Below are 21,257 nucleotides of genomic sequence, written 5' to 3' on the forward strand. Positions count from 1 at the left end.
GGACGATCGGCATCATTCGAGGTGCGGCCGGCGGCGCTCGGTGCAAGCGGGGCGGCACTCCTCCGCTGTCGAGGAGGAGTGTCGATCAGAGGCGCGATCTCGCCGTAGACCTCGCCGCAGCACCTACGCTCGCAGCGCGCCGACCCGGCCGACGGCCGGCGCCGGCGGACCGAGACGCGGGCCGCCGTGCTCGGTGTCGCCTGCTCCGACCCGGTTGCTGCGCTCGGTCAGGCTGACGAGCGCCAGATGCTGGTCTGCCGTCCAGCAGATCAGCTTGCCCTTGTGGTCCTTCGTCCGACCGAGGATGCCCGCCTCGGCGAGTTGCACCAGCGCGCGATGCGCGGCCGCCGTGGACACCCCGTGCTGTTCGGCCGTCTTCTCGATGGTCAGGACCGGATCCGTGGCCAGCGCGTCAAGGATCTTGAGCACCACGGCATCACGACGCGGAGCCGCGGGCGTGATCGCCTGATCCTCGCGGAAGCGGATCAGGTCCGCTCGCACCTTCTCATCGAGGTCGGCGATGTCTGCAGCGAGCCTGACGGCGTTGCCCGCCGCCAGCTCGGCCGCTTCTGCGAAGCCGATGATCCAGTCGTCGAGGTGCGACGGGATCTGCCGGAACGCGGTGAGTCCTGCGATGTAGCGATCCTTGGCGCCGGCGAAGACCGTGCTGATGGGGATGAGCGTGTTCCGCAGCGCGTCCGCGCGATGGAGCACGGTGTGGATCAGCGCCCGGCCGGTGCGGCCGTTGCCGTCGATGAACGGATGGATCGTCTCGAACTGGGCGTGTGCGATCGCCGCGCGCACGACGGGGTTCCCCTCGGTCGCGGTCACGAAGCGCGCGAGGTCGTCGACCAGGCGCTGCACCTCGCTCTCGGGGGGCGGTACGAAGTCTGCGCGGAGCGGGCTCCATCCGGGCCCTCCGACCCAGTTCTGCACGGTGCGCAAGCCGGACTCGAGCCTGGGCTCGATGACGTGCTGCAGGCGCTCGATGTCGGCTGTCGTGACCGCGCGGTCGAAGTCGCCGAGTTCCGTGATCGCCGCTTCGGTCGCTCGCACGTTCGCAACGACCTCCACGGCGACTCGCGTGCTGTGCCCGGTGGGGCTGTGCTGAAGCAGCTCCGCGATGGCGAGCTTCTTCGGGGTGACGCTGTTCCCCTCGATCCATGACGACGAGATGCTCTCCGAGCGGATCAGCAGGTGGTTGAGGAAGCGCCCTCGTTCGCCGATGCGCTCGTCGGCACGTGCGAGCACCGCCAGCGCATCCTCGGCGGCGCGCTGCGCCGCCGGACTGATCGCGGGCAGCTCCTCACCGAGCTCATCGGGAACGTACGCCCGGTACCGGCCGGGCGCACGGTCCTTGCGGCCGAGGTGCGAGGCGTCTTCGGGGTTCCAGAGCAGGTCGACGTAATGGGCCATGGGTCGCTTCCTCACGTCGATGGGCGTTGGGCTATATCTACTTTACCGCAACGAAAGTAAATATAGACCTTCGCCGCACTCTGGCACCCGCAATGAAGAACCCGAACCTCGGTCGACTTGGTGCAACTCGAAGATTGCACTCTCGATGGTGCAACTCTAAGGTTGCATCAACCTGCCAGGCCAACTCGAATCGAGGAGCACACCATGACCGATCAGCATCCCGCGTTCTCAGGCGGTCGCAACGTCGCCCTGAAGGTGCCGCCGCACCGCTACGAGGCGACGGTCAGGTTCTATCGCGACATCCTGCAGCTCCCAGCGGTCTCCGGACCGAACGGTGATGCCACGGGATTCGAATTCGGCCACTGCAACCTCTGGATCGACAATTGTCCAGGGCTCTCGCAGGCCGAAGTGTGGCTCGAGCTGGTGGCTTCCGACACCGGATCGGCAGCGGAGGTGCTGGAGAACGCCGGGATCGCGCGACGCGACGAGATCGAAGACCTCGGCGCCGGGTTCGACGGGTTCTGGATCTCCTCGCCGTCAGACGTGATCCACCTGGTCGACTCGCAGAAGCAGTCCTGGGCCTGACCCCGCCGGCACCCCATCCCTCCGATCGGCTCCGCCCTTCGCGCAGCGCGGGAGAATGAGCGGCATGAGTCCCGAAGCGCGTCCACCTCACCGTCACCCGCGCGCGGTGCTCCTCGATTTCCACGGCACCCTGGCCGTCGCTCGATCGGTCGACGAGTGGATCGCCGATGCGCGCACGCGGGTGCCCCACGACGTCGACCCGTCCGCGGGGCTCTCCGATCGGATTCGGAACGTGTGGGCAGACGCGGGGCAGCGGTTCCCGACACTGGACTGGGACCTCGACCCCACCTCGCATCGCCACGCATTCGTGTCGACGATCTCCCGCGACGATCGCGTGTCGACCGAACTCGCAGAAGCCCTGTACGAGACGATGCCTCAGCAATGGATGCTGAACGCCGGCGCCGCTGCATTCATCGCACGCGCCTCCGACATCGGGATGCCCCTGGCCGTCGTGTCGAACATCGCACTGGATGTCCGACCCGCCTTGCAGCGTTGGGGGCTCGCGTCCGCGTTCGATGCGGTGATCCTGTCGTATGAGGTCGGGTACGCGAAACCCGATCCGCGGATCTTCCGACTCGCCTCGGACTCGCTCGGCGTCGACCCGAGGCACTGCGTCATGATCGGCGACTCGTCGCGCGACGACGGCGGTGCGGCGGCTCTCGGAATGCAGTGCATGATCGCTCGACCGGAGCAGATGCACCGCGCCTTCGAACTCGCTCTGCCGTCATGACCGGGCAGCTGTCACCCCGGCGCTGGTCGCCGGCGAGCACCGGAAGTCGAACCCTCCCCGTTTCGGGGAGGGTTCGCACGATCAGCCCCGGGTCGCGATGTTCACGAGACGCGGCGCGCGCACGATCACGTTGACGATCTCACGCTCGCCGATCGAGCGGACGACCGCTGCCGACGCACGCGCCATCGCCTCGAGCTCGTCGCTCGAGATCTTCGGCGACACCTCGAGTCGATCGCGCACCTTGCCGTCGACCTGAACGATCGCCGTCACCGACTCCTCGACGAGGAGCGCGGGATCGGCCTTGCGCCATGGCACGAGCGCAATCGTGGGCTCGTAGCCGAGCCGCTGCCACATGTCCTCTGCCGTGAACGGCGCGAACAGGTCGAGGATCATCGCGGTGACCTCGGCCGCCTCGCGCACCGCGGCGTCACCGGCGCCCGCGCCGGAGTCGATCGCCTTGCGGGTCGCGTTCACGAGCTCCATGAGTCGGGCGACGACCACGTTGAACTTGAACGCCTCGACGAGGCCGGGGGCATCGGCGAGCAGACGGTGCGTGACCCGGCGGAGCGATGCGTCGCCCGTCTTCCACTCGACGTCGGGGCTCGAGGTGATCTCGCCCGAGATGCGCCAGGCGCGGGCCAGGAACTTCGACGCGCCGACCGGCGAGACATCCGCCCAGTCGATGTCGTCTTCGGGCGGGCCGGCGAACGCCAGCGTGACGCGCAGCGCGTCGGCGCCATGCGCCCGCAGCTCGCTCGCGAACTCCACCAGGTTGCCCTTGGACTTCGACATCTTCGTGCCGTCCATGATGACCATGCCCTGGTTGAGCAGTGACGTGAACGGCTCGGTGAAGCTCAGGTAGCCGAGGTCGAAGAGCACCTTGGTGATGAAGCGCGAGTACAGCAGGTGCAGGATGGCGTGCTCGACGCCGCCGACGTACTGGTCGACGGGCGCCCACTTCTCGGCCTCGGCCGGGTCGAAGGCGCGCTCGTCGCTGTTGGGGTCGAGGTAGCGGAGGTAGTACCACGAAGAGTCCACGAAGGTGTCCATCGTGTCGGAGTCGCGGCGGGCCGCTCCCCCGCAGTTCGGGCACGCGACGTTGACCCAGTCTTCTGCCGCGCCGAGCGGGCTCGCGCCCTTCGGCTTCAGGTCGAGCCCCGCGGCATCCGGCAGTCGCACCGGCAGCTCGGCCTCGGGGACCGGCACCTCCCCGCAATCGGGGCAGTGGATGATCGGGATCGGCGTGCCCCAGTAGCGCTGGCGCGAGATCAGCCAGTCGCGCAGGCGGTAGTTCTTCGACGAGCGGCCGAGGCCGCGCTCGGCGAGGATCTCGATGACGCGACGGATCGCGTTGGACTTCGAGAGTCCGTCGAGCGGTCCGGAGTTGATGAGTCGGCCCTCGCCCGCGAGCGCGACGCCGGTCGACGCCGGGTCTTCGAGCGGGAGGTCGTCGGGCAGGTACGGGTCGCCGTTCTCGTCGAGCGGGATCACCGGGATCACGCCCGTGACGGGAGCGTTCGTGTCGACGACGACGCGCACGGGAAGGTCGAACGCGCGCGCGAAGTCGAGGTCGCGCTGGTCGTGCGCCGGAACGGCCATGATCGCGCCGTGACCGTAGTCGGCGAGCACGTAGTCGGCGGCCCAGATCGGCAGGCGCTCGCCGTTGACGGGGTTGATCGCGTAACGCTCGAGGAAGACGCCCGTCTTCGGGCGGTCGGTCGCGAGCCGGTCGATGTCGCTCTCGGCGCGCACCGAGTCGACGTAGTCCTGGAAGCGCATGCGCACCTCGGCGGACGCGCCGCTCGCGAGCTCGGCCGCGAGGTCGGAGTCGGGAGCGACGACCATGAAGGTCGCGCCGAAGAGGGTGTCGGGGCGCGTCGTGAAGACCGGGATGCGCTCCTCGCGCCCCTCGATCTCGAACTCGACGTCGGCGCCCGAGGAGCGGCCGATCCAGTTGCGCTGCATCGACAGCACCTTCGAGGGCCAGGCGCCCTCGAGCTGGTTCAGGTCGTCGAGCAGCCGGTCGGCGTAGTCGGTGACGCGGAAGTACCACTGCGTCAGGGCCTTCTTCGTCACGACCGCACCGCAGCGCTCGCAGTGCCCGTCGATGACCTGCTCGTTGGCGAGCACCGTCTGGTCGTTGGGGCACCAGTTGACCTGGCCCGCCTTGCGGTAGGCGATGCCCTGCTCGTAGAGCTTCAGGAACAGCCACTGGTTCCACTTGTAGTACTCGGGGTCGCTCGTGTGGAGCTCACGCGACCAGTCGAACGACGGTGCGTACTGGCGGAACGAGCGCTTCTGCTGCTCGATGTTCTCGTACGTCCACCCGCGCGGGTCGATGCCGCGCTTGATGGCGGCGTTCTCGGCCGGCAGCCCGAAGGAGTCCCAGCCGACCGGGTGCAGCACGTCGAAGCCCTGGTGGCGCCAGTAGCGCGCCACGGTGTCGCCGTAGCCGAACGCCTCGGCGTGACCCATGTGCAGGTCGCCCGAGGGGTAGGGGAACATGTCGAGGATGTACTTGCGCGGCCTCGTGTCGCCGGGAAGCCCGGCACGGAACGGCTCGGACTCATCCCACACGGGAAGCCACTTCGCCTGGATGGCAGCGAAGTCGTACGCGCCGGCATCGGCGTGCGCTGGGTCCTGGTCGTGTGCCACGTGACTCTCAATCGTGTATCGCTCGGGAAGGCTGGCGGGCGCGCCGGATCACGGCGCACTCGGATATCAAGCCTACTCACTCGGAGGCGGGCATCTCCGCGCCGAGCACCGCGAGCAGGGCACGCGCCTTGATGCGGGTCTCCTCGACCTCCTCCGCGGCGACTGAGAGCGCGGTGATTCCGCCGCCGGTGCCGATGGATGCGCCGTTCGGCGTGAGCACGATCGAGCGGATCACCATCGCGAGGTCGGCGCTGCCGTCGACGCCGAGGTAGCCGAAGGCCCCGGAGTAGATCCCCCGCGGCCCTTGCTCGAGCTCGTGCAGGATCGTCATGGCGCTGTGCTTCGGGGCCCCCGTCATCGAGCCCGCAGGGAACGCCGACTGCACGGCGTCGAGCGCGGTGAGCGGATGCCGCAGCCGCGCGGTCACCGTCGAGACCAACTGGTGCACGTGGGCGTACTCCTCGACGTCGAGGAGGCTGGGCACCTCGACGGTGCCGAGCTCGGCGATGCGGCCGAGGTCGTTGCGCATGAGGTCGACGATCATGAGGTTCTCGGCGCGCTCCTTCTCACTGGCGAGCAGTTCCCGGCGAAGGGCGGCGTCGGTCTCGGGGTCGGCGCTTCGCGGCCGAGTGCCCTTCATCGGCTTCGTCGAGACGATGCCTCCGGGTTCGACGTGGAGGAACTGCTCGGGCGAGGCGCTGAGCAGCGCGGTGTCACCGAAGCGCAGGTACCCGCCGTGATGGCTCGGGCTCGAGGCGCGGAGCGCCAGGTAGGCGGTGGCCGGATCGGGGTGCACGTCGACGTCGACCCGGTTCGTGAGGCAGAGCTGGTACGCGTCGCCGCGGATGATCGCGGCCTGGCATTCGGCGATGAGCTGCTCGTAGCGCTGCGGATCATGACGCCAGCGCGTCGGCGCGCGGTCAGGACCCGCGCCTGCCGGCGACGCGACCGGCGAGATCACGGGCGCGGATGCCGCGTCGAGCCGTTCGATGCCGGCCGCGAGTTCGGTCGCCCACGCCTCCGCCGGGCCTGGCGCGGCGGACTCGTCGTCGTCGAGCCAGACGAGCCGCACCGATCGTGCGCCGTGATCGAAGACGATCGCCCGGTCGATGAAGAGGAACGCGGCATCCGGCGTCTCGGCTTCGGCGATCGGCACCTCGTTCAGCTGCGCGCCGAGCTCGTAGCCGAACCAGCCGAACCAGCCGATCGGGCCGCCGTCATCGGCGGACCCGATGGAGTCGTCGCCCGGTGCCGGTCGGTGCTCGGCGAACATCTCGCCGAGCACGTCGAAGATCGAGCCGGCCGTCGTGGTCGCCTGCACCGCGGCATCCGAGGCCGCCGGCCGTGACCTCGAGACCGTGCCGCGCACCACGTCGGCCGTCACGAACTCGGAGTGCTCGTGCGGGACCGCGAGCACGCTCGATCCCGACGCGGCATCCGCTCCCCCGTCGAGCCAGACGACGTACGGCGACTCGGCGAAGAACGTGCGGAAGACCGCTTCGGGGTCGCGCCACACCGGCAGGGTGAGGTGACGGATGCGACGCGGCATCCTCTCAGCCTAGATCGCCGGGAGGCGACCGTCTTCGATCGTCACGATGCGATCGACGAGCGCGGGATCGACCGGGGCGTGCGAGATCAGCACGACGCTGCTGCCCGAGCGACTCGCCGCGTCGGTCAGGTCGCGAAGGAGCGCGTCGGCGCGTGCGGGGTCGACGCTCGCCGTCGGCTCGTCGAGCACGAGAACCGGGAATCGGGCGAGCATCGCCCTGGCCAGGGCGAGTCGCTGCGCCTGCCCGCCCGAGACGAGGGCGCCGCGCTCGCCGACCTTCGCGTCGAGGCCGCCACGCTCCTCGACCCACTCGCGCAGGCCCACGCGCTCGAGTACGTCGAGCAGCTCGTCGTCGCTCGCGGTGTCGCGAGCGAAGATCAGGTTCTGCCGAACGTCCTCATCGAAGAGCCACGGCCGCTGCTCGACGAGTCCGACGATGCCGCGCACGTCGGCGGGGTCGAGGGTCGACGCTTCGATGCCGCCGAGGCGGTAGGAACCCGCGTACTCGAGGAAGCGCACGAGCACGTGCGCGAGCGTGGTCTTGCCTGCTCCCGAACCTCCGCGCACGAGGAGCCGCTCGCCCGGCGCGATCGCGAGATCCACCCGGGTGAGGGCCGCTCCCCTGCCGTCGTCGGTCGCGGCCGTGCCTGCGCCGCCGCCCTCGGGGTTCGCGAGCACCGGCCAGCTCGCCTGCACGCCGCGCAACTCGATCAGCGGCGGCGCATCCTGCGTCGGCGGTGCCGCCGGCGATTCCGGCACGACGGGGATGCCCGCCGGCACGGTGTCGGGCACGGCTCCCGCGACCCGGGAGGCGCTCGCACGCGCGAGCCGGAGCGACGACGCCGCGAGCGGCACGGCCGTCGCGATCTCGGCGATCGCGAGGGGCACGAGGCAGAGCACTGCGAAGGTGGGCCCGTCGATGCGGCCGTCTTGCAGGAGCGGCACCGCCGCGGCGAGGCTCGCGGCCACGGCGAATCCGCCGATCGCGCTCATCGCCGCCGCCGCGACGCCGGTCGCCGCCGCACGGGTCCGGGTCGCCTTGGCGTACCCGGCGCCGAGTTCGTCGATGCGTCGACGCCCGGCGCCCGCGGCGTCGAAGGCGACGAGCACGTCGAGCGCCTGCACGTGTTCGACGATCGCCGCCTGCAGCTCGCCACGGAGCGGTGCCGTGGTGCGCTCGGCCCGGGCGACCGCCCGCTGCTGCACGAGCAGCGCCACGCCGATGCCCACGACGAGGCAGACCAGCACGGCCACGGCCGACTGCGGCGCCAGGAACCCGATGCCGATGACGGCGGCCACGAGCACGATCGCCGCGCTCACGAGCGGCTGCACGGCACGCAGCGGCACGTTCTGCAGTTCGTCGACGTCGCTCACGAAGCGATCGAGCAGGTCGCCACGTCGTGTCGCCGCGATGCCGTCAGGGGCGATCGGCAACATGCGCGCGAACACGTCCGCACGGATCGTGGCGAGCTGCCGGAACGAGGCGTCGTGGCCCGTGAGCCGCTCGAGGTAGCGGAACACCGAGCGGCCGAGCGCGAACGCGCGCACGCCGACGATCGCCATCGAGAGGTACAGCACGGGCGGCTGCTCATCGGCACGGGCGATCAGCCAGGCCGAGCACGCGAGCAGCACGATCGTCGACCCGGCTGAGCCGATGCCGAACAGCACGGCGGGCAGGAGCCGGCGCGGACTCGGGATGGAGCGGCGCAGCATGGCGCGCGCGGGGTCAGACATGCGCAGGCTCCAGTTCGATGATGCGGTCGGCCCGGGATGCGAGTGCCGCTCGGTGGGTCGAGACGACGACGACGCGGCCGTCTGCCGCGAGTTCGCGGAGCGCATCGCCGAGGGCGACCTCGCGGTCGGCGTCCTGCGCCGAGCTCGGTTCGTCGAGGAGCAGCAGCGGCGCGTCGCGGGCGAGCAGCCGATGGATCGCCCGGGCGGTCGCGACGCGCTGCGCCTGGCCGCCCGAAAGGCCCGATCCGCCCGGTCCGAGCCGCAGTTCGGGATCCAGCTCGACACCCGCGAGCCGGCGGGCGCGCGCGCAGAGCGCGGGGTCGGCGTCTTCGTCGCCGAGGCGCACGTTCGAGGCGATCGTTCCGGCGAGGAGCGCCGGAGTCTGCCCCGACCACGCGACCTGCGAGCGGGCGCCCGCGCCGGCGCCGAGCCGCGACCCGTCGAGCCGCGCATCGCCCTCGATCGGCACGAAGCCGAGCAGCGCCGCGAACAGGCTCGACTTGCCCGAACCGCTTTCCCCGGTCACCGCGACGAGTTCACCGCGGCGGGCTTCGAGGTCGAGGCCGTCGAGCACGACCCGGTCGCCGCGCCTGACCCTGATGCCGCGGAGCAGCAGGCCGCCACCGGCATCCGTGCCGTCGTTCATCGCGTCGACGACGACCGCCGTGTCGCGCACCGGCACCCGATGCGCCTGCTCGGCCGCGTCGAGCAGGTCGAAGGCGTCGACCGACGCGGCGACCCCCTCGGTCGACGCATGGAAGGCGGCGCCGACGTTGCGCAGCGGCAGGAACACCTCGGGCGCGAGCACCAGCACGAACAGCCCGGCGATGAGCAGCATGTCGCCTGCGACGAGGCGCAGCCCGATCGAGACGGCGACGAGCGCCACCGAGAGGCTCGCGGCGAACTCCAGCGTGAAGCCCGAGAGGAAGGTGATGCGCAGCACCTTCATGGTGTGCGAGCGGTAGTCGTCGGTGACCGCCCTGATCCGGGCGGTCTGGCGCTCCGCACGGCGGAAGAGCAGCAGCGTCGACAATCCGCCGACGACCTCGAGGAAGCCGCGCGACAGCGACGCGAGACTCTCCCACTGCCGCCGCTGCACCACCTGCGTGGCCATGCCGATGAGCGCCATGAAGACCGGGATGAGCGGCAGCACGATCACGAGCACGAGCCCCGACAACGGATCGGCGATCCATGCCATCGCGATGAGGATCGGGGTGACGACGATCGTCGACACGAGCTGCGGCAGGTACTGTCCGAAGTACGCGTCGAGGGCGTCGAGCCCCGGACCGAGCAGGGTCGCGATGCGCGCCGTCGGGAAGTCCGGAAGCCCCTCTGGCTCGGCCTCGAGCGCCGCGAGCAGTTCGCTGCGGAGCTCGGCCTTCACCCGAGTGGCGCCGGCCGAGCCCACGACGTCCCAGAGCCACGCGGCGACGGCGCGAACGGATGCCGCGGCCACGAGCAGCACGAGGAGCGGCACGCCGTCGGCCATCGGCATGCCGTCGATGAATCCCGTGACGAGGGACGCGAGTGCCCAGGCGAACGCCACGATGGCCGCGCTCTGGACCAGGGCGAGGGCGCCGCCCGCGGCGAGGAAGCCGCGAGCGGCGCGGGAGCGACGGAGGAGCCGCGGATCGAGCGGTCTCACCTAGTGCGCTGCCGCCTCGATCGACGCGCGGGAGACGCGCTTGCGGAACACCCAGTACGTCCACCCCTGGTAGAGCAGCACGAGCGGGAGGCAGAACACGGCCACCCAGCTCATGACGGTGAGCGTGTAGGTCGTGCTCGAGGCGTTCTCGATGGTGAGGCTGTTCGCCGGATCGTTCGAGGCGGGCATCACGTCGGGGAACAGCGCCGCGAAGAGGGCGAACACCGCAGCAGCGACCGTGATGGCGAGCAGGGTGAACGCGATGCCCTCCGCCCCGCGCAGGTTCGCGATCCATCCGCCGATGAGGGCCACCGCGGCGACGGCCGCGAGGATCCAGAACCAGAGCGTGCCGAAGGCGAGCCCCGTCCAGAGCAGGAACGACGCGGCGACGACGATCGTGATGAGGCCCGACTTCGTGGCGAGTCGTCTCGCACGCTCCCGCAGATCTCCCTCGGTCTTCAGCGAGGCGAACACCACGCCATGGGTGAAGAAGAGCAGCAGGGTCGTGACGCCGCCGAGCAGCGCGTACGGGTTCAGCAGGTCGAAGAGCGTCCCCGTGTAGTTGTGATCCGCGTCGAGCGGCACACCCTGCACGATGTTGGCGAACGCGACGCCCCAGAGGAGCGCCGGCACCGCCGACCCGACGACGATCATGCCGTCGAACCACTTCTTCCAGCGCGACTCGGGTCGCTGGTGGCGGTACTCGAACGAGACACCGCGAGCGATGAGCGCGAGCAGGATGAGCAGCAACGCGAGGTAGAACCCGGAGAAGAGCGTGGCGTACCACTCGGGGAACGCGGCGAAGAGCGAGGCGCCGGCGACGATCACCCACGTCTCGTTCAGGTCCCAGACGGGGCCGATCGTGTTGATCAGCACGCGACGATCGGTCTCGTCCTTCCCGAGGAACGGGAGGGACATGCCGATGCCGAAGTCGAATCCGTCGAGCACGAAGTAGCCGACGAACATGAAGGCGACGATCCAGAACCAGAGCACTGTGAGATCCATGGGTGTCCTCCTAGTAGACCGTCGAGGCGGGTTCGACGCGGCCGGTTTCGGGATCGGGTTCGCCGAGCTCCGCTGGGCCCTTCTTGATGGCCCGGATGATGAGGCGCACCTCGACGACCGCGAGGATGCCGTAGATGAGGGTGAACGCCACGAGGGAGATGAGCACGTCGAGCCCGGTGACGTTCGGCGACACCGCCGATTCGGTGGGCAGCAGGCTGAACACGATCCAGGGTTGCCTGCCCATCTCGGTGAAGATCCAGCCGACGATCATCGCGGCGAGCGAGAGCGGGAAGCTCCAGATGGCGACCTTCCAGATCCAGGCCTGCTTGGGCATGCGGCCCTTGCGGGTGAGCCAGAGGCCGACCACGGCGACGAGCACGTGAGCGAGGCCGAGGCCGATCATCCAGCGGAACGACCAGTAGGTGACCCAGATGATGGGCGTGTAGTCGCCGGGCCCGTAGAGCTCCTGGTACTGCGCCTGGAGGTCGTTGATGCCCTCGACGCAGCCGTCGAAGGTGTGCGTCGAGAGGAACGAGAGCAGGTACGGCACGCGGATCGAGAAGAGTTCGCTCGTGCCGTCGGGGGTGCCGAGGGTGAACAGCGAGAACGAGGCATCCGCCCCGCATGCGGTGTCGTACATCGCCTCGGCGGCGGCCATCTTCATCGGCTGGGTCGCCACCATGGCGAGGCTGAGCTGGTCGCCGAAGAGCGTCGTGAGGATGCCCGAACCGACCATGACCCAGAGGCCGAACTTCAGTGCGGGGCGCATCGAGTCGAGGTGCTGGTTGCGGGCGAGGTGCCAGGCCGCGGCGCTGATGATGAGGCCGGCGGCCACCATGAAGCTCGCCGCGATCGTGTGCGGGAACGCCGCGAGCGCCACGGGGTTCGACAGCAGCGCGCCGATGTCGACGAGCTCCGCGCGCCCTCGTTCGACGTTCATCTCGTAGCCGACGGGGTTCTGCATGAACGCGTTCGCGGCGATGATGAAGTACGCCGAGGCGATCGAGCCGATGGCCGTGCACCAGATCGTCGCGAGGTGGAGGCCGCGGGGCAGCTTGTCCCAGCCGAAGATCCAGAGGCCGATGAACGTCGCCTCGAAGAAGAAGGCGAGCAGGCCCTCGAGCGCGAGCGGGGCCCCGAACACGTCGCCGACGAAGCGCGAGTACTCCGACCAGTTCATGCCGAACTGGAACTCCTGCACGATGCCCGTCACGACGCCCATGGCGAAGTTGATGAGGAAGATCGTGCCGAAGAACTTCGTGATCTTCAGGTACTCGAGCTTGCCGGTGCGGTACCACGCGGTCTGGAACACGGCCGTGGAGGTCGCGAGGCCGATGGTGATCGGGACGAACAGGAAGTGGTAGACGGTGGTGAGCCCGAACTGCCATCGGGCGAGCAGCAGCGGGTCCAGCAGCTCGTTCACGGATGCCCCTTTCACACGCGATCGCAAGCGACGCGGTCTTTGTTCTACACGCAGTAGAACCTTCTTCTACGAAGCGTAGAACAAATCGCCCGACGACGGTAGTCTGGAGGCATGGCGAGTCTCGGCGAACTGGAGCGCTCCGTGATGGAGGTGCTGTGGTCGCGCGACGCCGCGCTCACGGCGAACGAGTTGCGCGACGCCCTCGCCCTCAGCGATGGCGAGCCCGGCCGCGCCGTCGCGACGACGACCGTGCTGACCGTGCTGTCCCGACTCGAGCGCAAGGGCTTCGTGTCGCGCGCCCGCGACACCCGCCCGCACCGCTACCGGGCGCTGCTCACTCGCGAAGAGCACACCGCAGAGCTCATGCACGAGGTGCTCGACCGTGCCAGCGATCGCGATGCCGCGCTCGCCAGGTTCGTCGGCACCGTCAGCGCCGGTGAGGCCGCAACGCTGCGGCGCCTGCTCGACGACCTCTCGCGATCCTGACGATGCTCGCCGTCGCCGTGCTGCTCGGCGGATTCGCACTCCTGCTCGCGTGGCCGATCCCCCTCGTGCTGTCGCGCGCCTCCTGGCCGAACCGATCCCCGGCGATCGCCCTCGCACTCTGGCAGGCGATCGCACTCGGCGGCGGCCTCTCGATGATCGGCTGCCTGCTCGTCTTCGGCGCGTCTCCGGCCGGATCGCTGCTGGGCGCGGCCCAGGCCCTGCTCCCCCTTCTCTTCACCGGCCCGATCCCGCCCGAGTTCGGCGTCGTGCACCTCGCCGCGCTCACGCTCGCCGCCGGACTCGCCCTGCACCTCGCCCTCAACCTCGCACTCACGGCGGTGCGCGCCGAGCGCGAACGCCGCCGCCAACATCAGCTCATCGACCTGCTCAGCGACCCGATGCCCGGTCAGCCGAGAACTCGCGTGCTCGCCCATCCGGTGCCCCTCGCCTACTGCGTGCCGGGCATCCGCTCCGCGACGGTGCTCACCGACGGCCTCATCGACGCGCTCGACGAAGCCGAACTGCGGGCCGTCATCGCGCACGAGCGCGCGCACCTCGACCAGTTGCACCATCTCGTGCTCCTCGCGTTCCGGGCCTGGCACAGCGCGCTGCCCTGGTTCCCGATCGCCAACCGCGCCGAACGGTCGGTGGCTCTCCTCGCCGAGATGCTCGCCGACGACCATGCACGTCGCGAGTCCGACGACGAGGCGCTCCGCCGCGCGATGCTGCAGGTCGGCAGCGGCGGCGAGCCCGGCGCGTATGCCGACTCCGGCGGCGTCGTTCCCGACGTCACGATGCTCGAGGCGCGGCTCGCCCGGCTCGACGAACCCCAGCAGCTCTCCGGCCCGCTGACCGGTTCCGCCGTCGTGTGGACCGCGGCGATCATCGTCGCCGTGCCGATCGTCGCGCTGCTCGCAACGCTCGGCGCGCTCGCCTGACCCCGACCACGGTACGAGCCGCTCCCCCGGCGAATCAGACCCGAGTCTGATGCCGGCGCCCAGCGCGCCTCGCTACGCTCGAACGATGAACGAGATCCTCGACTGGATTCTCGACACCGTCCAGGCTGTCGATCCGATCGCCCGCACCCTGCTCGCCGGGCTCGGAATGCTGCTCGAGACGTCGGTGCTCATCGGACTCGTCGTGCCGGGCGACACGATCGTGATCGTGGCCTCGACGGCCATCGACGGAGCGGGCGAGTACTTCGCGCTCACGATCACCGTCATCGTCGGCGCATTGATCGGCGAGAGCATCGGGTTCGCCCTCGGCCGCTGGTTCGGTCCGCACATCCACCGATCGTGGGTCGGGCGCAAGATCGGCGACGAGAACTGGTCGCGCGCCGAGCGCTATCTCGACCGACGCGGTGGCCCCGCGGTCTTCATCTCCCGCTTCCTGCCCGTGCTGCACTCGCTCATCCCGCTCACCGTCGGCATGAGCTCGATGCGGTACCGCAAGTTCATGGCGTGGACGGTGCCCGCGTGCGTCATCTGGGCGTTCTCCTACGTGACCGTCGGCTGGCTCGCCGCCGGGAGCTACCGCGAACTGAGCCGCGAGCTGCACTGGGCGGGCTACCTGTTCGTCGGCGTCATCGCCCTCTTCCTCGCCGCCGTCTGGGGCGTGAAGAAACTCCTCGTCCGCTCCGAGGCCAAGCACATGACCGCCACGGATGCCCCGGCCCACGAGCCGTCCGAGGCTGCGGCGGGCGCAGCCGACGACGAAGGGTCGGATGCCGCGGCATCCGACCCCTCGAATCTCGACGCGAACCGCTAGAACAGCGACTTCTCGGCGAGCCAGTCCTTCGCGATCTGGTCGGCCGACTGCTGCTCGTCGACACTCAGCGCGTTGAGCGCGACGAGGTCTTCGGCACTGAGCGCGGCGCTCACGGTGTTGATGACGTCGGCGATCTCATCGGTGACCTTCTCGCTCACGACCGGCACGACGTTCGAAGCCAGGAAGAGCCCCTCGGGGTCTTCGAGCGTCACGAGGTCGTTGGCCTTGATGTTCGGGTCGGCGCTGTAGATGTTCACGAGCTGCACCTGGTCGTCCACGAGCGCCTTGAGGGTGAGCGGGCCGCCGCTGTCCTCGATCGGCGTGAAGGCCACGTCGACCCCGTAGACCGACTTGAGCCCTTCGGGACCGTACGGGCGCGTCTCGAGTTCGGAGTTGCCGCCCAGGGTCAGCGGAGTCGTGACCTTCGCGAGGTCGGCGAGGCTCGTCACGCCGTTGGCGTCCGAGAACTCCTTCGTGACGTTGTACGAATCCTGATCGGTCGCCGACGACTGGTCGAGCACACGCAGGCCCTCGGGCAGCGAGGTCTCGAGTTCGGCGTAGACGTCGTCGCTCGTCGTCGCCGTCGTGTCGGGCACGTAGTACTGGAGCAGATTGCCCGTGTACTCGGGGAAGACGTCGATCTCGCCCGCTTCGATCTCGGGGATGTAGACCTCCCGCTGGCCGATGCGGAACTGCCGATCGACCGTGAAGCCGTTCTCCTCGAGCGCCTGCGCGTAGATCTCGGCGATGATCTCGTTGGAGTAGTAGTCCTGCGAACCGACGACGATCGTCTCCGACGACGCGCCGTCGGTGCTCGATCCGCTGTCCAGCGGATCGCCCGACGCGCACCCTGCCAGGGCCACTGTCGCCCCGACCGCGACTGCTGCGAGTGCAACGAGCCGGCCTTTTCCTGCGGTGTTCATTCTGGATTCCCTTCGGTGATGGGTCGCCCCACGACCGCTCGTGGCCGGGGCGGCCGCGAGCGGAGCTCTCTGGTTCTGTTCGCCCGCACGCCGGCGGGCACGACGAGGCGCTGGATGATCGCGAAGAGGCCGTCGATGGCGAGGGCGAGCAGGATCACGAGGATCGAGCCGCCGAGCATCTCGGCGTAGTCGCGGGTCTTCAGTCCGGCGAAGATGAAGCGGCCGAGCCCGTCGTCGGCGATGTAGGCGGCGAGTGTCGCGGTCGCGATGATCTGGAGCGTGGCCGAGCGGATGCCGCCGACGATGATCGGCATGCCGAGCGGCACCTCGACCCTGCCGATGATCTGCCCCTCGCGCATGCCCATCGCCCGCGCAGCGTCGACCGTGCGTCGGTCGACGGACTCCAGCCCCGAGTAGGCGCCGGCGAGCAGCGGCGGCAGTGCGAGCACGACCAGTGCGATGATCGGCGCCTGGAGGCCGATGCCGAGCCACAGTGCCAGGAGCGTGAGCAGGCCCAGTGTCGGCAGCGCGCGCAACCCGCCGGAGACCGTCACGACGAGTTCCTTGCCGCGGCCGGTGTGCCCGACCAGCATGCCGATCGGCAGGGCGATGAGCGCTGAGATCACGAGCACGGTCGCCGAGATCGCGAGGTGCTGGGCGATGCGCTCGGGGATCGACCCCGCCCCGGTCCAGTTGGCCGGGTCGAGGATCCAGGCGATGCCCTCGAGCAGGAGGTTCATGCGGCGTCCACCCGCTCGACGCGGTCGAGGGTGCGGCGACGCTCCGCGGCGCTCGGCCGCCACCACGGCATCAGCATGCGGCCGATCGCCACGCTCGCCCAGTCGAGCCCGATGGCGAGCACCATGGTGGCCACGATGCCGGTGATGATCTCGGCCTGGATGCCGCGTTGCAGGCCGTCGGTGAAGAGGCTGCCGAGGCTCTGCACGCCGATGACGGCGCCGATGGTGGCGAGACTCACCGTGCTCACGATCACGACCCGGAGGCCGGACAGCAGCACCGGCCCCGCGAGCGGGAGCTCGACGCCCCAGAACCGACCCGCCGCAGAATAGCCGATGGCCGTCGCCGACTGGCGCACATCGGGCTCCACCGCGTCGAAGGCGTCGGCAGCGGTGCGCACGATCACCGCGATGCCGTACAGCGTCAGCGCGACCACGAGGTTGACCGGGGAGGTCGTCCGCTGCCCGGTGACGATCGGCAGTGCGATGAGCAGCGCGAGCGACGGGATCGCGTAGAGCAGGCCGCAGAGCGAGAGCAGCACCCCTCGCGACCACCGGTACCGGTGCGCGATCCATCCGATCGGAACCGAGATCACGAAGCTCAGTATGATCGCGGGCACCGACAATGCCAGATGCGTCAGCATCAGTTCGCCGACCAGGTCGAGATTCGACCAGAGCCAGTTCACGAGGCGAGCACTCCCGCTGGGCGTCCGTCGTCGTCGACGACGATCCGGCGCCCATCGACCTCGGTCAGGTGCAGCGCCCGCTTGCCGCGATTCGCCCCGACGAAGTCGGCGACGAAGTCGTCGGCGGGATTCGCGAGGATCTCAGCCGGAGACGCTGCCTGGGAGATCTGCCCACCGTGCTGCATGATCACGACCTGGTCGCCGAGGAGGAACGCCTCGTCGATGTCGTGCGTGACGAAGACGACCGTCTTGCCGAGTTCGCCCTGCAGGCGGAGGAGTTCCTGCTGCAGCTCCGCTCGCACGATCGGGTCGACGGCGCCGAACGGTTCGTCCATCAGCAGGATGTTGGGGTCGACGGCGAGGCCGCGGGCGACGCCCACCCGTTGCTGCTGGCCGCCTGAGAGCTGGCTCGGGTACTTGTCGGCGAGCGAGCGGTCGAGGCCCACCGTGTCGAGCAGCTCGAGTGCGCGAGCGTGGGCGACGGCCTTCTTCTCACCCCGGAGCAGCGGCACCGTCGCGACGTTGTCGATCACCTTGCGGTGCGGTAGGAGCCCCGAGTTCTGCATCACGTACCCGATGCCGCGTCGCAGCCCCACCGGCTCGAGCGTCGCGACATCCGTGCCGTCGATCAGCACCTGCCCCGCGGTCGGGTCGACCATGCGATTGATCATGCGCAGGAGCGTCGTCTTGCCGGAACCCGAGGAGCCGACGAAGACGGTCGTCTTGCGCGGCGGGACCACGATGTCGACACCCGCCACCGCGACGGTGCCGTCGGGGAACTGCTTGGTGACGCCACGGAACTCGATCATGCTGCCTCATTCCACGCCCGGCACTCGCCGAACCGGCTTCCAGCCAAACACCAATCGCGTGCCGAGGCAACGAACGCGACGCGGCGCGTCGGACGCCGGCGGGACGTCAGGCGGCGGTGCTGGCGCTGCGCGCCTCGCCCAGGTGCTCGGCGAGGTAGTCGTGCACGAGGCGCTTCGCCTCGGCCAGGTAGCGGTCGTCGCCGGCCTCGTCACGCTCGAACGCGCGGCTGATGAGCGCGTCGCCGAGTTCGATCGAGACGCCGAGGCGGAAGCGCAGCTCCGCGAGGTCGAGGTCGTCACCGCCGAACTCCGCCTCGATGAGGCGTGCCAGTCGGTGGGCGAGCTCGGGCTCGATGTCGCCCTCGGGCGTCTCACGACGTGCGGCGTGCACGACGCTGAAGCCCGGTTCGTCGCGGTACATCGCGGCGCAGGCGTCGATCGCCACGTCCATGAGGTGCCACCAGTTGGCGAGGTCGATGTCGACGAGGTCGTCGGCGATGCGTTCCCGGAAACGTCGCACCGAGCGCTCGCGAAGTGCGTACAGCACGGCGACGCGGTCGGGGAAGTAGCGGTACACCGTGCCGATCGAGGCACCGGCGCGCTCGGCGACCATCTGCGTGGTCAGGCGCTCGAACCCGGACTCGTCGACGATCTCCGCCGCGGCGTCGAGCAGCGCGTCGAGGCGCTGTGTACTGCGTCGCTGGGTCGGCTCGGTACGGATCGAGCGTCTCCGGCTCGGATCGGCCCCCAGGATCAGGTCGACATTCGGCACGGAACCTCCTCAGTTGCCCGTCCACTCTACCCGGAGCGGCGCGGGTCGTCCGACCATCTCCGGGCACGTTTCGCGACGCGGTGTCGACGCATGACAGACTGAGTGGATGCCGGCGAGCTCCCCCCTTCCGGCCGGACAACGAGAGCGCCAGGTCCGGCATCGTGCCGCGCGCCTCGAAGACTGGGTGCACGACATCCGCGAACGCTGGGCGCGCCGCCGAGGCCACCGGCCGACCATCGTGCCCTACACGGGCTACGGGTCCACCGAGTGGGTGCGAGTGCTCTGCCGGGTGCTGCTCGCGAAGCCGGTCGCCCCCGACGAGACGTCGAAGCGCCGGCGTCGCCGTGGAGAGCAGGGCATCCGCGGATGGCGCAGCTTCACGAGCGTGCCTGTCGGCGGCGTGCCCGTGGTGATCGAGGTCGGCGGCACGCGCATCGAGGTGCTCGCCGATCGCGGCGGGGTCGTCGACACGAAGGTGCCGGTCTCGCTCGAGCCCGGCTGGCACCGGGTGACGCTGCACACCGAGGGTGCGGAGCCCGTCGAGGCGCCGATCTGGATCGTCGGGCCCGAGGTTCGATTCGGCATCATCTCCGACGTCGACGACACCGTGATGGTCACGGCACTCCCCCGGCCGTTCGTCGCCTTCTGGAACACCTTCGTGCTCGACGAGCACGCGCGCATCCCGACACCGGGCATGGCCGTGCTGTTCGAACGGCTCGTGCGCTCGCACCCGGCCTCCCCCGTCATCTACCTGTCGACGGGCGCCTGGAACGTCGCACCCACGCTCACGAGGTTCCTCTCGCGCAACCTGTATCCGGCGGGCCCGCTCCTCCTCACCGACTGGGGCCCGACGCACGACCGGTGGTTCCGGAGCGGCCGGGAGCACAAGCAGGAGAACCTCCGGCGACTCGCCGAGGAGTTTCCCGACGTGCGCTGGCTCCTCATCGGCGACGACGGGCAGCACGACGAGGAGCACTACGAGCGTTTCGCGCTCGAGCACCCCGAAAAGGTCGCCGCCGTCGCCATCCGCCGCCTGTCGAAGGGTGAAGCCGTGCTCGCCGGAGGTCGCACGAAGACGGAGCAGCACGCCTCGGGCGTGCCGTGGGTCTCGGCGAACGACGGCTCGACGATCGCCGACCGGCTCGCCGATCTCGGCGTGCTCTGACCACCGCGCGCTGCGGCGACGGGTGTGCTGTGACGACCGGTGCGCTCAGCGCGCCGACGTGTGCGGCGCGCTGAGCGCACCGAGTGAGGCTAGGCCGCGACGGCCGAGCGGCGGCTCCGCGCGAACTTCGCCAGGCCGCGGTTGACCTGCCTGGCCCAGAACGGACCCCGGTAGATGAACGCCGAGTACCCCTGCACGAGCGTGGCTCCTGCATCGAGCCGGTTCTGCACGTCGGCGGCGGTCTCGACACCGCCGACCGAGACGACGCAGAGCTCAGCAGGCACCTGGGCGCGGATGAGTCGCAGCACGTCGAGCGACCGCGCAGCGAGCGGCGCACCCGACAGGCCGCCTGCCCCGATGGCGTCGACGACGGATGCCTCGGCGCGGAGCCCATCGCGGGAGATCGTCGTGTTCGTCGCGATGATGCCGTCGAGGCCGAGGCGCTCGACGAGCTCGCAGATACGCACGATCTCGGCGTCGTCGAGGTCGGGGGCGATCTTCACGAGCAGCGGGGTGCCGCCGGCAGCCGCACGCACCGATTCGAGGAGCGGCGCGAGCGAGTCGATCTCCTGCAGGCCGCGGAGCCCCGGAGTGTTGGGCGAGCTGACGTTGACCACGAGGTAGTCGGCGAAGGGGGCCAGAACGCGGGCGCTGCGCTCGTAGTCGGCGACCGCGTCCTCGACGGCGGTGACCCGGCTCTTGCCGATGTTGATGCCGAGCACCGGGCGGTCGCTGCGGCGCGACAGTCGCGAGAGACGGCCGGCCGCGGCATCCGCACCGCCGTTGTTGAAGCCCATGCGATTGACGAGCGCGCGATCGCTCACGAGGCGGAACAGGCGTGGCCGCGGGTTGCCGGGCTGGGCGACGGCCGTGATCGTGCCGACCTCGACGTGCCCGAACCCGAGGTTGCCGAGGCCGCGCACTGCGAAACCGTCCTTGTCGAACCCTGCCGCGACGCCGAAGGGCGACGGGAAGCGCAGGCCGAGCGTCTCGACCGCGAGCGACGGGTCGGGCGCGGTGAACCGCTCGACGAGCTTGCCGAAACCGAGCGTCGGGAGCGCGCGGATGACGCGGAACGCGAGGTGGTGCGCGTCTTCCGGGTCCATGTGGGAGAGGAAGGCGGTGAAGAGAAGTCGATACATCGCGCCTCAGGCTACCGGAGTGGGAGCG

Annotated in this window: 19 protein-coding genes; 6 read left to right on the forward strand and 13 right to left on the reverse strand. The window is 69.8% G+C overall.

Annotation, left to right across the window (positions count from 1 at the left end):
- Window positions 1–123: 123 nt before the first annotated feature.
- Window positions 124–1,416, reverse strand: a complete 1,293-nt coding sequence (locus JOE59_RS07305; RefSeq protein ID WP_204459572.1) for a Fic family protein — start codon at window positions 1,414–1,416, stop codon at window positions 124–126.
- A gap of 204 nt (window positions 1,417–1,620) precedes the next feature.
- On the opposite strand from JOE59_RS07305, the gene JOE59_RS07310 reads away from it, so the two are divergent.
- Both JOE59_RS07310 and JOE59_RS07315 read left to right on the forward strand, forming a co-directional pair.
- A complete protein-coding gene (locus tag JOE59_RS07310; RefSeq protein WP_204459573.1) occupies window positions 1,621–2,001 on the forward strand; it encodes a VOC family protein in 381 nt (126 codons plus the stop codon).
- A 64-nt stretch (window positions 2,002–2,065) separates the two neighbouring features.
- Window positions 2,066–2,731, forward strand: a complete 666-nt coding sequence (locus JOE59_RS07315) for an HAD family hydrolase (protein WP_204459574.1) — start codon at window positions 2,066–2,068, stop codon at window positions 2,729–2,731.
- A gap of 81 nt (window positions 2,732–2,812) precedes the next feature.
- Here JOE59_RS07315 and leuS read toward each other — a convergent pair whose 3' ends face one another.
- From leuS to JOE59_RS07345, 6 genes are all read right to left on the reverse strand, one after another.
- The gene (gene leuS / locus JOE59_RS07320; RefSeq protein ID WP_204459575.1) at window positions 2,813–5,386 is read right to left on the reverse strand and encodes a leucine--tRNA ligase; all 2,574 of its coding nucleotides are present in this window, start codon (window positions 5,384–5,386) and stop codon (window positions 2,813–2,815) included.
- Between the two features lie 76 nt (window positions 5,387–5,462).
- On the reverse strand, window positions 5,463–6,935 hold the full coding sequence (gene pabB / locus JOE59_RS07325; RefSeq protein ID WP_204459576.1) for an aminodeoxychorismate synthase component I: 1,473 nt from the start codon (window positions 6,933–6,935) through the stop codon (window positions 5,463–5,465).
- 9 nt (window positions 6,936–6,944) lie between these two features.
- Window positions 6,945–8,669: a thiol reductant ABC exporter subunit CydC gene (gene cydC / locus JOE59_RS07330; RefSeq protein ID WP_204459577.1), complete on the reverse strand. Its 1,725-nt coding sequence runs from the start codon at window positions 8,667–8,669 to the stop codon at window positions 6,945–6,947.
- On the reverse strand, window positions 8,662–10,314 hold the full coding sequence (cydD, locus tag JOE59_RS07335; RefSeq protein ID WP_204459578.1) for a thiol reductant ABC exporter subunit CydD: 1,653 nt from the start codon (window positions 10,312–10,314) through the stop codon (window positions 8,662–8,664). Before cydD ends, cydC begins: the two co-directional genes overlap by 8 nt.
- Complete coding sequence (cydB, locus tag JOE59_RS07340) at window positions 10,315–11,319, reverse strand: cytochrome d ubiquinol oxidase subunit II (RefSeq protein ID WP_204459579.1); 1,005 nt, start codon at window positions 11,317–11,319, stop codon at window positions 10,315–10,317. It abuts the gene before it with no gap.
- A gap of 10 nt (window positions 11,320–11,329) precedes the next feature.
- Entirely contained in the window at window positions 11,330–12,742 is a 1,413-nt protein-coding gene (locus tag JOE59_RS07345; RefSeq protein WP_204459580.1) for a cytochrome ubiquinol oxidase subunit I, read from the reverse strand.
- A 111-nt stretch (window positions 12,743–12,853) separates the two neighbouring features.
- On the opposite strand from JOE59_RS07345, the gene JOE59_RS07350 reads away from it, so the two are divergent.
- The 3 genes from JOE59_RS07350 to JOE59_RS07360 all read left to right on the forward strand — a co-directional run bounded on the left by JOE59_RS07350 (window position 12,854) and on the right by JOE59_RS07360 (window position 14,995).
- Window positions 12,854–13,228, forward strand: coding sequence for a BlaI/MecI/CopY family transcriptional regulator (locus tag JOE59_RS07350; protein WP_204459581.1), 375 nt, complete (start codon window positions 12,854–12,856; stop codon window positions 13,226–13,228).
- A gap of 2 nt (window positions 13,229–13,230) precedes the next feature.
- A complete protein-coding gene (locus JOE59_RS07355; protein ID WP_204459582.1) occupies window positions 13,231–14,166 on the forward strand; it encodes a M56 family metallopeptidase in 936 nt (311 codons plus the stop codon).
- Window positions 14,167–14,251: 85 nt separating this feature from the next.
- Entirely contained in the window at window positions 14,252–14,995 is a 744-nt protein-coding gene (locus tag JOE59_RS07360; RefSeq protein WP_204459583.1) for a DedA family protein, read from the forward strand.
- Here JOE59_RS07360 and JOE59_RS07365 read toward each other — a convergent pair.
- The 5 genes from JOE59_RS07365 to JOE59_RS07385 form a co-directional block, all read right to left on the reverse strand.
- Window positions 14,992–15,918: an ABC transporter substrate-binding protein gene (locus tag JOE59_RS07365; RefSeq protein WP_204459584.1), complete on the reverse strand. Its 927-nt coding sequence runs from the start codon at window positions 15,916–15,918 to the stop codon at window positions 14,992–14,994. The two genes, JOE59_RS07360 and JOE59_RS07365, sit on opposite strands and share 4 nt — an antisense overlap.
- Window positions 15,915–16,658 carry an ABC transporter permease gene (locus tag JOE59_RS07370; protein ID WP_204459585.1) on the reverse strand — a complete coding sequence of 248 codons (744 nt, stop codon included), beginning with the start codon at window positions 16,656–16,658 and terminating at the stop codon, window positions 15,915–15,917. The genes JOE59_RS07365 and JOE59_RS07370 overlap by 4 nt, the downstream gene beginning before the upstream one ends.
- Window positions 16,655–17,341 (reverse strand): ABC transporter permease, encoded by a 687-nt coding sequence (locus JOE59_RS07375; protein WP_204459586.1) that lies wholly within the window; start codon window positions 17,339–17,341, stop codon window positions 16,655–16,657. The genes JOE59_RS07370 and JOE59_RS07375 overlap by 4 nt, the downstream gene beginning before the upstream one ends.
- Entirely contained in the window at window positions 17,338–18,150 is an 813-nt protein-coding gene (locus JOE59_RS07380; protein ID WP_074259241.1) for an ABC transporter ATP-binding protein, read from the reverse strand. Before JOE59_RS07380 ends, JOE59_RS07375 begins: the two co-directional genes overlap by 4 nt.
- A 106-nt stretch (window positions 18,151–18,256) precedes the next feature.
- Entirely contained in the window at window positions 18,257–18,922 is a 666-nt protein-coding gene (locus tag JOE59_RS07385; protein WP_204459587.1) for a TetR/AcrR family transcriptional regulator, read from the reverse strand.
- Window positions 18,923–19,028: 106 nt separating this feature from the next.
- On the opposite strand from JOE59_RS07385, the gene JOE59_RS07390 reads away from it, so the two are divergent.
- Window positions 19,029–20,087 (forward strand): App1 family protein phosphatidate phosphatase, encoded by a 1,059-nt coding sequence (locus tag JOE59_RS07390; RefSeq protein WP_204459588.1) that lies wholly within the window; start codon window positions 19,029–19,031, stop codon window positions 20,085–20,087.
- Between the two features lie 89 nt (window positions 20,088–20,176).
- Here JOE59_RS07390 and JOE59_RS07395 read toward each other — a convergent pair whose 3' ends face one another.
- Complete coding sequence (locus JOE59_RS07395) at window positions 20,177–21,229, reverse strand: quinone-dependent dihydroorotate dehydrogenase (RefSeq protein WP_204459589.1); 1,053 nt, start codon at window positions 21,227–21,229, stop codon at window positions 20,177–20,179.
- Window positions 21,230–21,257 lie beyond the last annotated feature (28 nt).

This window comes from Agromyces cerinus (assembly GCF_016907835.1).
GTDB lineage: Bacteria > Actinomycetota > Actinomycetes > Actinomycetales > Microbacteriaceae > Agromyces > Agromyces nitratus.